Origin of the sequence: Thioalkalivibrio sulfidiphilus, from assembly GCF_000377945.1 — a bacterium.
GTDB lineage: Bacteria > Pseudomonadota > Gammaproteobacteria > Ectothiorhodospirales > Ectothiorhodospiraceae > Thioalkalivibrio_A > Thioalkalivibrio_A sulfidiphilus_A.
The window spans coordinates 1-7,381 of the sequence record NZ_KB898933.1 but is presented as its reverse complement, the minus strand read 5'-3'; the positions used below and the strand labels follow the sequence as shown (position 1 = coordinate 7,381).

Here is a 7,381-nt window from a genome sequence, read left to right as displayed (position 1 = left end):
TGACAACTGACAACTGACAACTGACAACTGACAACTGACAACTGACAACTGACAACTGACAACTGACAACTGACAACTGACAACTGACAACTGACAAATCAAATGCCGTCGCCCAACACCCCCGACAACTGCGCCCGGAGATTCCTGGTAAGCGGCCGGGTGCAGGGTGTCTTCTACCGCGCCTCCACACGCCGGGAGGCGCGGCGCCTGGGCCTGTCCGGCTATGCGAAAAACCTGCCAGACGGTCGCGTGGAGGTACTGGCGGCCGGGCCGTGCGCCGCGGTGGGTGAACTGGAGGTCTGGCTATGGCAGGGTCCGCCGGCTGCGCAGGTGAATGAGGTGCTGGCGGAGGATTTCGCGGGCGAGGTGGCGGCGGGATTCAGGACGGAATGAGATTCAGAATTCAAAATTCAAGATTCAAGATTCAAGATTCAAAGGTGAGGACGCGCGGGTTTTCCCTTTGAATCTTGAATCTTGAATTTTGAATCGCTCATTTAGCTTGCGGCAGGATCACGTGCAGCGTCTCCATGAATTGCATGTTCACGTCACCCCAGAGGTCCTCGGTGATGTCTTCGTCGAGGCCGAGGGTCTTCCACACGCCGGGATGAGGCATGCTGGCGAAGGTGCCGAATTCACTGAAGCTGCCCTGGTCGGTGCGGTTGGCCAGGGTGTCGGCCAGGTGCACGATGGCCACTTCCATGTTGTTGGCCGTGGCGCCCGGGCGGTGATGGAAGGCCACGGCCTGCTGCAGGCTTTCCGGCAAGCCCCACATCTCCATCAGCGCGCCACCCACCTCGGCATGATCGAAACCGATCAGTTCCCGTTCCTGCTGGGCCAGCACCTCTTCGTTGCCGCGCGCCGCGAGCAGCGATTCGCGCAGGATGTCCGGATAGCGGTGATAGAGCACCAGGCTGCCGATGTCGTGCAGCAGTCCGCCCACGAACAGTCGTTCCGGATGCAGCACATGACAGCGCTGTGCCAGGTTGCGGGCGATCAGGGCGGTGAACACGCTGTGACGCCAGAACACGGCGATGTTGACCAGTTCGCTGGGCAGCTTGGAGAAGGTCTTGGTGGCGCTCACGGCCAGCGCCAGGTGATAGAGGGCGCGCTGGCCGATGATGGAGATGGCCCGGCTCACGGTCTCGATGCGGTGATTGAGGCCGTACATGGCGGAGTTGGCCATGTGCAGGATGCGCGCGCTCAGGTTCGGGTCCTGCATGACGATCCTGGCCAGGCTTTCCGCCGTGCTCTTGGGGGACTCCATGTCCTGGCGCAGGCGGATGATGATCTCCGGTGGCGAGACCAGCGCCGAGAGGTCCTTCAGCAGATCCTGAATTTCCTGCCTTTTGTCGGAAACCGAGCTCATAAGTCTGATTTACCTCTCGCTTTCGCTGGTATGCGATGGCTGTTTGGAGACACTATGGGCTATAAGTTTGGCAAGTCAACCAGGTTTTGCAGGACAGCTTGATCTCCCGGGGTATCTCCCCCGGGAGATCGTCAACTGTCAGGAGAGTCAGTCATGAGCGACGGCGCGAGCGAAAAAGTAATTCCCTTTGATGTGGCTGCACGGCGTGAGTCGCCGGGCTCCGCCATGCAGATCATCGGGCGTTGCCGCAATCTCACCACGACCCACCTGGAGCGTTTCCTCAAGGAGATGCTCGACAACACCGACGACGCCCTGTTCAAGCTGGCCGATCAGGCCGAAGACAATCGCACCCAGAGCGAGTACTTTGACGCCATGCGCGAGGTGCGCCTCAAGCGCTCCACCATGGAGTCCGAGTACCCTTCCCAGCTGGCGCGCGCCTTTGACTCATTTCTCCAGGCCGGTCCCAGCGCCGCCGCCAAGCTGGCGAGCGCCGGTGAGCTGGAACTCTCCCTGGTAGGTCAGGAGGAACTGGAGGAAAACCTGGCCCTGGAAGGCATGATCACCAAGGCCAGCCGCGTCAACAAGGCGGAACTGGAGGCCCTGACCCGTCGGCTGGTGGTGGCGCTCAACCGTCCCAAGCTGTCCGAGGATGCGCATCCCCTGACCCCCACGTCCCTGTGTGAGTCCTTCCGCAGCGCCATGAAGGTGCTGGACGTGGACTTGCGGGTACGGCTGATCATCTACAAGCTGTTCGACAAGTACGTGGTCGGCGCGCTGCCGGCGCTGTATCAGGAGATCAACCGTGAGCTGGCGGAGCGCGGCCTGTTGCCCGAGCTCAAGACCACTGCGACGGCGGCACAGACGCGTCGCCGCGTCAGTCCTTCCCAGTCCCGCGAAGACGATGACGAGCATGAGCCGATTGCGGGCGACATGGCGGATGCTGGTGAATTGCTGGCCGCCCTGCAACAGCTCGCGGCCAGGGGTGGCAGCCCGATGTTGCCCGGGGTGACGTTGGTGGATTCCAAGTCCCTGCTCAGCGCCGTCCCACGCATCCCGGTGATCACCCCTGCCTCCGGCAGCGTATTCACCAGCGCCGAACTCAAAGACGTGGTGCTCACCGCGGTCAACAACGGTGATCCCACCGGCCTGGCCCTCAATCGCATGGACGAGACGGCCATCGACATCGTGGCCATGCTGTTCGACTTCATCTTCGATGATCCGGCGCTGCCCGCACCCATCAAGGAGTTGATCGGTCGTCTTCAGATCCCGGTGCTGCGGGTGGCCATCAGTGACAGGACCTTCTTCAGCCGCAAGAAGCATCCCGCCCGTCGCCTGCTCAACGAGCTGGCCCGTGCCGGTATCGGCTGGACCGAGGCGGAGGAGCGTGAAGACGGTCTGCGCACCCGCATCCAGTCGGTGGTTGATCGGCTGGTCAACGATGCCTCTGGCGATCCGAGTCTCTTCGAGCAGGAACTGGTCGCTTTCAAGGAGTGGTGCCAGGAGCAGAGCGAGCGTGCTGCCCAGCGCGAGGAGCAGAGTGCCCTGGCGGCCCAGGGCCGCGAGCACCTGCGGGTGGCCAAGGGCGTGGCCGAGGAGTCCATCGCCCGTCTGCTGGAAGGGCAGACCCTGCCCGAGCCCATCACCCAGTTGCTCAAGACCACCTGGAAGGACCTGCTGGTTCTCATCTATCTCAAGGACGGCCAGCACGGCAAGCTCTGGCAGAAGGCCCTGAACGTGGCCTCGCTGCTGATCTGGAGCCTGCTGCCCAAGTCGAGCCAGGCGGAACGCGAGCAGTTGACCAGCATGCTGCCCTCCCTGCTCAAGGCCCTGCAGGAGGGCATGAACCGCATGTCCTGCAGCGAGGCCGAGCGCCAGGGGATCATCGCCCTGCTGGCCCGGGAACATGCCCGGATCGTGCGTGATCCCGAGATCGACCTGGACGTGCAGGCCGCACCTGCGGTGGATCACTCCAAGTTGGATGCCCTCTCCGGTGAGCGAACAGTGGCCGAAGCCACCTCATCCGTGGATCTCGGTGCAGTGTCGTCGCCTGTACAGGAGACGACTACCGATGCAGAGACCGAAGGGGCCAGCGACGGCCGCTCCTTCATGGCGCGCAAGGTGGCCGAGATCAACCGGCTCATCTCCGACGGCCGCTTCAAGGTCTACGAGGAAGTGGTGATTGGTGAGGCCGGTGCCGGGGAGCCTGTGGATGAGGACCAGTACGTCCAGCAGGCTCGCGAGATGGAGGAGGGCACCTGGCTGGAATTGACCGATGCCGACGGCCAGCCGCTGCGTGCCAAGCTGTCCTGGAAGAGTCTGATCAGCGGCAAGTACTTCTTCGTCAACCGCCAGGGCCTGAAGGTCAAGGAGATGACTGTCTACGGGCTGGGCGCGGAGTTCCGCGCCGGACGGGCCCGGATCATCGAGGACGTGCCGGTGTTCGACCGGGCCATCAGCACCCTGATGGCCAGTCTGAGCAAGAGCGGCGCCCCGGCCATGTGATACAAGCGGTGAGGCGCGGGGCTGATCAGGCGCCGCACCGTTTTCGCGTTCCCTCCGCCCCGGGCGCGAGTTGCGCCGTTGCAGGGCAGGCCGTACCATTGCTCCCTTTTCGGTTCCCGCTCCCGGCGCGGTCTCCCGTGCGCCGCGCCCCCTGCCGTTTCGGCACCCGTCGGGGCGGATCCCCATCGTTCATAAAAGGGCTGGAAATGCGTAGCCATTACTGCGGTTCTGTCAACGAGTCTCACCTGGACCAGGAAGTCACCCTGTGCGGCTGGGTCAACCGGCGCCGGGACCACGGCGGCGTGATCTTCATCGATCTGCGCGACCGGGAGGGTCTGGTTCAGGTGGTGTTCGACCCGGACCTGCCCGAGGTCTTCGCCACCGCCGAGCGTGTGCGCAGCGAGTACGTGCTCAAGGTGAAAGGCCGTGTGCGCCGCCGCCCCGCCGGCACCGAGAACCCGGACCTGCCCACCGGCGCCATCGAGGTGCTGGGTCGCGAGCTGACGGTGCTCAACAGCGCCGAGACACCCCCCTTCCAGCTGGACGAGGACGAGGTCAACGAGGAGACCCGCCTGCGCTACCGCTACGTGGACCTGCGCCGGCCCGCCATGCAGAAGCGTCTGCAGATGCGTGCCCGGGTGTCCCGCACCCTGCGCCGCTTCCTGGAGGACAACGGCTTCCTGGACATCGAGACCCCGATGCTCACCAAGGCCACCCCCGAGGGCGCCCGCGACTACATCGTGCCCAGCCGCACCCATCCCGGCTGCTTCTTCGCGCTGCCCCAGTCGCCACAGCTGTTCAAGCAGCTGCTGATGATGGGCGGCATGGACCGCTACTACCAGATCGTGCGCTGCTTCCGGGACGAGGACCTGCGCGCCGACCGTCAGCCCGAGTTCACCCAGCTGGATATCGAGACCTCCTTCATGGACGAGGAGGGCATCATGGGGCTCATGGAGGAAATGATGCGCGAGCTGTTCGCCCAGGTACTGGAAGTGCCCCTGCACACCCCCTTCCAGCGCATGAGCTACGCCGAGGCCATGGCCCGTTACGGTTCCGACAAGCCGGACCTGCGCATCCCGCTGGAGCTGACCGAGCTCACCGACATCATGGGCGAGGTAGACTTCAAGGTCTTCTCCGGCCCTGCCAAGGATCCCGCCGGACGCGTGGCCGCCCTACGCGTGCCCAAGGGCGGCGAGCTGTCCCGCAAGGACATCGACGACTACACCCATTTCGTCGGCCGTTACGGCGCCAAGGGCCTGGCCTACATCAAGGTCAATGACCTCAATGCCGGGCGCGAGGGCCTGCAGTCGCCGATCCTCAAGTTCATGCCCGACACCGTGGTGGTGGAGATCCTGGATCGCACCGGCGCCGAGGACGGCGACCTGATCTTCTTCGGCGCCGATAAGGCGCGTATCGTCAACGAGGCCCTGGGCGCCCTGCGGGTGAAGCTCGGCCACGATCTCGGCCTGGTGGAGCGTGGCTGGCGGCCGCTGTGGGTGGTGGACTTCCCGATGTTCGAGCATGACGAGAAGGAAGGCCGCTGGGTGGCCCTGCACCACCCCTTCACCGCCCCCCGCGTCGAGCGTCCCGAGGAACTCACCGGCAACCCCGGCGAGATGATCTCCCGGGCCTACGACATGGTGCTCAACGGCACCGAGGTGGGCGGCGGTTCCGTGCGTATCCACACCACCGCCATGCAGCAGGCCGTGTTCAATCTGTTGGGCATCGGCGAGGCCGAGGCCCGGGACAAGTTCGGCTTCCTGCTGGACGCCCTGAAATACGGCTGTCCGCCCCACGGCGGCATCGCCTTCGGCCTGGACCGCCTGGTCATGCTCATGACCGGCAGCCAGTCCATCCGCGACGTGATGGCCTTCCCCAAGACCCAGACGGCCCACTGCCCGCTCACGGACGCGCCCGCCGAGGTGTCCGACGCGCAGCTGCGCGAATTGAATATCCGCATCAAGCAGCAGCCCGCGTAACGGGTAGAGGCAAGAGGCAAGAGGCAAGATGCAAGATGCAAGAGAATGACGTTTTTTCTTGTCTCTTGCATCTTGTATCTTGTCTCTCGTGTTTCCTAAACGCCCCGAATCGGTCCTGATCGTCGTCTATACCCAGGGCGGCGATGTGCTGCTCCTGCGCCGCCGTGAGCCCCCGGATTTCTGGCAGTCGGTGACCGGCAGCCTCGAGTGGGGCGAGGCGCCGCTGCAGGCCGCCCGCCGGGAACTCTTCGAGGAGACCGGGCTCGGCGCCGACGGGCTCGTGGACTGTCACCTCCAGTACCGCTTCCCCATTCACACGGCCTGGCGGCATCGCTACGGCCCCGATGCCCATGAAAACCTGGAGCATGTCTTCCTGCTGCGCCTGCCGGAACCGGTGCCCGTGTGCATCGAGCCCCGGGAGCATACGGAATACCGCTGGCTGCCCGCGGCCCAGGCCGCCGAGTGGTGCTTTTCCTGGAGCAACGCCCGGGTGATCCGCGAGCAGGTCCTAGCCCGCATATCTCACCACCCTTCTACTGCGGCCGCCGATCTGCTCGCTGTGACGGGGCGTGCTCACTTCAGCCGGCTTGACGTAGTGTCGGCTACGCCGGCGCCGTCTTCCGTTCCGCGCGCCCCGTCACAGCGGCATCTCGACGCCCTCGCTACGAACGGTGGTGAGATATGCGGGCTAGGGGAGGGCGGACGCGATGCGTGAGGCGGTGGTGTTCATCCATGGGGCGTGGATGACGGGGCTCGAGATGACTCCCCTGCGCCGCCGCCTCGCCCGTGGAGGTTTCTCCTGCCACCAGTTCAGCTATCCGAGCCTGCTGGCCGCGCCCGAGGACAACGCGACACGCCTCAACCGCTTTCTCAGCGGGGTGGAGGCGGACGTGGTGCACCTGGTGGCCCACAGTCTGGGCGGGCTGGTGCTGCTGCATCTGTTCGACCGCTATCCCGTGCAGCGCCCCGGCCGCGTGCTGATGCTGGGCACCCCGATCAACGGCAGTCGCACCGCCGCCTGCTTCGCCCGCACGCCCCTCACCCGCTGGCTGTTGGGGCGCAGCATCCGCCGGGGTCTGCTCGGCGGCGCGCCGCGCTGGAAGGGGGGACGGGAACTGGGCATGGTGGCGGGCTACCGGGGCTTTGGCATCGGCACCCTGTTCTGTCGTGCCCTGGAGCAGCCCAACGACGGCACCGTCGCCCTGGCCGAGACCCGTGCGCCGGAGATCAATGCCCACCTGAGCGTGCCCTACGGGCATTTCGCCATGCTCTGGTCGGCGCCGGTGGCGGACGCGGTGGCGGCCTTCCTCAGGACCGGCGATTTCGCCGCATCCTGAGCCTAGCCCGAACATTTCATAAATTGCACGCGCCCTCGCTTGTCTCTTGACCGCACAGGGGATTTTCCTCACTCGGCCGTATAGCCTGATACGGCGCTCCCTCGGAAAACCCCCTGTGCGGCCAATATCCTGCGCGATCATCGCGCGAATTTATGAAATGTTCGGGCTAGGAGCCTGGGCGGTAGAAACCTGCAGCG

General features: G+C 64.9%; 6 protein-coding genes. 5 read left to right on the top strand and 1 reads right to left on the bottom strand.

The genetic code is table 11. The features are described 5' to 3' along the window. Positions 1-102: 102 nt before the first annotated feature. Positions 103-393: an acylphosphatase gene (locus D580_RS0106740; RefSeq protein WP_018953657.1), complete on the top strand. Its 291-nt coding sequence runs from the start codon at positions 103-105 to the stop codon at positions 391-393. A 97-nt stretch (positions 394-490) separates the two neighbouring features. Here the strand turns inward: D580_RS0106740 and D580_RS0106735 are convergent, their stop codons facing one another. Further along, positions 491-1,366 carry an HDOD domain-containing protein gene (locus D580_RS0106735; RefSeq protein WP_018953656.1) on the bottom strand — a complete coding sequence of 292 codons (876 nt, stop codon included), beginning with the start codon at positions 1,364-1,366 and terminating at the stop codon, positions 491-493. A 153-nt stretch (positions 1,367-1,519) separates the two neighbouring features. On the opposite strand from D580_RS0106735, the gene D580_RS0106730 reads away from it, so the two are divergent. The 4 genes from D580_RS0106730 to D580_RS0106715 all read left to right on the top strand — a co-directional run bounded on the left by D580_RS0106730 (position 1,520) and on the right by D580_RS0106715 (position 7,184). Continuing rightward, positions 1,520-3,868, top strand: a complete 2,349-nt coding sequence (locus D580_RS0106730; protein WP_026289775.1) for a DUF1631 domain-containing protein — start codon at positions 1,520-1,522, stop codon at positions 3,866-3,868. A gap of 206 nt (positions 3,869-4,074) precedes the next feature. Further along, positions 4,075-5,847: an aspartate--tRNA ligase gene (gene aspS, locus D580_RS0106725; RefSeq protein WP_018953654.1), complete on the top strand. Its 1,773-nt coding sequence runs from the start codon at positions 4,075-4,077 to the stop codon at positions 5,845-5,847. Between the two features lie 88 nt (positions 5,848-5,935). Continuing rightward, positions 5,936-6,562, top strand: coding sequence for a dihydroneopterin triphosphate diphosphatase (gene nudB, locus D580_RS15275; RefSeq protein ID WP_231363512.1), 627 nt, complete (start codon positions 5,936-5,938; stop codon positions 6,560-6,562). Beyond that, complete coding sequence (locus D580_RS0106715) at positions 6,555-7,184, top strand: esterase/lipase family protein (protein WP_018953652.1); 630 nt, start codon at positions 6,555-6,557, stop codon at positions 7,182-7,184. Before nudB ends, D580_RS0106715 begins: the two co-directional genes overlap by 8 nt. Positions 7,185-7,381: the final 197 nt, after the last annotated feature.